At 73.3% G+C, this 2,940-nt stretch carries 4 protein-coding genes and 1 pseudogene; 1 reads left to right on the top strand and 4 read right to left on the bottom strand.

Annotated features, from left to right (window positions below):
- From JNW89_RS33130 to rimP, 4 genes are all read right to left on the bottom strand, one after another.
- On the bottom strand, positions 1–227 hold a 227-nt coding region (locus JNW89_RS33130), incomplete at its 3' end, for a translation initiation factor IF-2 N-terminal domain-containing protein (RefSeq protein WP_238452040.1).
- Between the two features lie 93 nt (positions 228–320).
- Complete coding sequence (locus JNW89_RS33125; protein ID WP_154942758.1) at positions 321–653, bottom strand: YlxR family protein; 333 nt, start codon at positions 651–653, stop codon at positions 321–323.
- 16 nt (positions 654–669) lie between these two features.
- Complete coding sequence (gene nusA / locus JNW89_RS33120; RefSeq protein WP_154942757.1) at positions 670–1,713, bottom strand: transcription termination factor NusA; 1,044 nt, start codon at positions 1,711–1,713, stop codon at positions 670–672.
- The gene (rimP, locus tag JNW89_RS33115) at positions 1,710–2,408 is read right to left on the bottom strand and encodes a ribosome maturation factor RimP (RefSeq protein ID WP_238452039.1); all 699 of its coding nucleotides are present in this window, start codon (positions 2,406–2,408) and stop codon (positions 1,710–1,712) included. Before rimP ends, nusA begins: the two co-directional genes overlap by 4 nt.
- A gap of 289 nt (positions 2,409–2,697) precedes the next feature.
- Here rimP and JNW89_RS33110 point away from each other — a divergent pair.
- Positions 2,698–2,940: pseudogene (locus JNW89_RS33110) on the top strand (hypothetical protein); the annotation flags it as partial.

Below are 2,940 nucleotides of genomic sequence, written 5' to 3'. Positions count from 1 at the left end.
GTCGGGGTCGAGGCCGGAGTCGGTGCGGCCGCCGGCGGGGCGGCCTGCGCCGTGGTGCCTCCGGCGGACGCGACGAATGCGCCACGCAGCCGTCGGGCGACGGGCGCCTCGACGGTGCTGGACGCGGACTTCACGAACTCGCCCATTTCCTTCAGCTTGGCGAGAACGGTCTTGCTTTCGACCCCGAGCTCTTTTGCCAGCTCGTGTACGCGGGCCTTACCTGCCACTGCACTCCTCACTCCGAGGTCGTGCGGGCAGTACCCGCAACAACCTCACTCGTGCACTTGAAGCCTGGTCATTTCAGGGACTTCATCGTGTGCTCATGTCGGTCGTCCTACCTTGCTAGCGACCCTCGCCCGGTCGGGTTGACCGGACGTAGTGGTTGGCGCATCGACGTGCTCCGCCAGCTCGCCGTGGTCGAGGACCCCGGTGATGCGCAGCGCACGCCCGAAGGCACGCCGCCGCACCGCCTGCGCGAAGCAGGCCGGATCCGGGTGCATGTGCGCTCCCCGACCCGGCAGCCTGCGGGCCGGATCAGGCCGGAGGCTGTGACCAGCCTCGTCGCCGACCGCGACGAACCGCAGCAATTCGCTGGCCGGCGCACGTCTCCGGCAACCCACACAGGTGCGCTCCGGCTGCGCGCGTCGTACCACTGGAGGAAGTCTACCCCTAGCTGCTCGAGATCGCGCCGCCCGGCTCCGGCACGTGATCGGCACCGCCCCGTCCCGCCGGGCTGGTCTGCTCCGCGTCCGACCGGATGTCGATCCGCCAACCGGTCAGTCGGGCAGCAAGCCGGGCGTTCTGCCCCTCGCGCCCGATCGCCAGCGAGAGCTGGAAGTCCGGCACGGTGACCCGGGCGGTCCGGCTGGCCAGGTCGACCACCTCGACCCGCAGCGCCTTGGCCGGCGACAACGCGTTGCCGACGAAGGTCGCCGGGTCGTCCGACCAGTCGATGATGTCGATCTTCTCACCGTGCAGCTCGCTCATCACCGCGCGAACCCGCTGGCCCATCGGGCCGATGCAGGCGCCCTTGGCGTTCACGCCCTGCGTGGTGGAGCGCACCGCGATCTTCGTACGGTGACCTGCCTCACGCGCGATCGCGCCGATCTCCACGGTGCCGTCGGCGATCTCCGGCACCTCCAGCGCGAAGAGCTTCTTGACCAGCGCGGGGTGCGAGCGGGAGAGGGTGATCTGCGGGCCGCGCATCCCCTTGGCCACGTGCACCACGACGCAGCGGATCCGCTCGCCGTGGACGTACCGCTCGCCGGGCACCTGCTCGGACTGCGGCAGGACGCCCTCCAGCTTGCCCAGGTCGACGCTGACGATGCCCTTCTCGACCCGCGCCTCGTGCGCCTGCACCACCCCGGTGACCAGGTCACCCTCGCGGCCGACGTACTCGCCGAAGTGCACCTCGTCGGTGGCCTCCCGCAGCCGCTGGAGGATCACCTGCTTGGCGGTCATGGCGGCGATCCGCCCGAAGTCGTGCGGGGTGTCGTCCCACTCCCGCACCACGGTGCCGTCGGAGTCGACCTCCTGGGCGTAGACCAGGGCGGCCCCGGTCTTGCGGTCGATCTCCACCCGGGCGTGCGGCTCGGCCCCGTCGGTGTGCCGGTAGGCGGTCAGCAGCGCGGTCTCGATCGCCGCGAGGATCGTGTCGAACGGGATCTCCCGCTCGCGCTCGAGTGCGCGCAGCGCCGCGAGGTCGATGTTCACCTCTCCTCGTCCTCCACATCATCTTCGTCGTCGATGTCGTCAATGTCGTCAATGTCGTCGGTGTCGTCGCCGGCCTCGTCGAGGCGGGTGAACTCGACCTGCACCCGGCCGGGGCCGAGCTCGGCGTACGGGTGCTCGGCGCGGCCGGAGTCGGTCTCCAGCACCACGCGCTCGTCGTCGGCCGCCACCACCCGGCCGGTGACCTGGCGGTCGCCGGCGGGCTGCTCGCCGCGCGGCCCGGGCAGGCCCGCGCCGGCCCGGGTGGTCACCTTGACCAGCCGGCCCACGTTGCGCCGCCAGTGCCGGGGCAGGGTGAGCGGCCGGTCCACGCCGGGTGAGCTGACCTCCAGCTGGTACTCGCCCGCCACGATGTCGCCGCCGGCCTCCTCGGCCGCGTCGAGCGCCGCCGAGACCGCCCGGGAGACGTCCGCGACGGCGTCCAGGTTGATCCCGCCGTCGGCGTCCACGATCACGCGTACGACGTGCCGCCGGCCGGCCCGGGACACCGACAGGTCCTCCAGGTCGTACCCGGCGCCCTGCACGACGGGCTCGATCACCTCGCGCAGCCGGTTGCGCCGGGCGGCGAGGTCACCGCCCCGGGGTGCGCCCGCACGGTCCCCGCCCCGGGGGCCGTCGGTACGACGGGGTCGCCCCGTCGGGCCCGTCGGCCTGGTGGCACGGCCACGCTGCGTCATCTGGCGCACCCTTCTCCTGTTGTGCGGCGGCCCGGTGGCCCGCATGCCCACACGCCACCGGGGCGAAGTGCGCCGGTGGCTGCGCAGAGCGTAACGCGCCGGTCGGGTACCGGGCCGGGCGGCGCACCGACGCCGGTCGCCCACCTGACGGCGGAGATGGTGTTGACTTGACCGGTGGCGACGGGAAGAACGACTACGCAGCGCGGTGGACCGGGGCAAACCCGGCGGGCGGTGCTGCGCGCGGGGGCGCTCCTGACGGCCGGCGGCGCGACCCTGCCGCTGACTGGCTGTGATCTTTTCGACCGGAACGAACCGCCCCGCCGCCCGACCCGCTGGACGCCGCTGGCCGCCGAGTCACGCGAGCTGGCCGCCCGGCACCGGGCCGCCGTCGCGGCCCGATCCGGCGCTGGCCGACCGGCTCACCCCGATCGCCGACGCGCCGAGTCACGCGAGCTGGCCGCCCGGCACCGGGCCGCCGTCGCGGCCCGATCCGGCGCTGGCCGACCGGCTCACCCCGATCGCCGACGCGCAC

Source organism: Micromonospora sp. 4G55, from assembly GCF_016803375.1.
This window is presented reverse-complemented; position numbering and strand designations above follow the sequence as displayed.

What these genes read in the sequence shown, in the direction of transcription:
- rimP (WP_238452039.1), bottom strand. Translation starts at nt 2,408, where the DNA reads ATGACGCAGCGTGGCCGTGCCACCAGGCCGACGGGCCCGACGGGGCGA.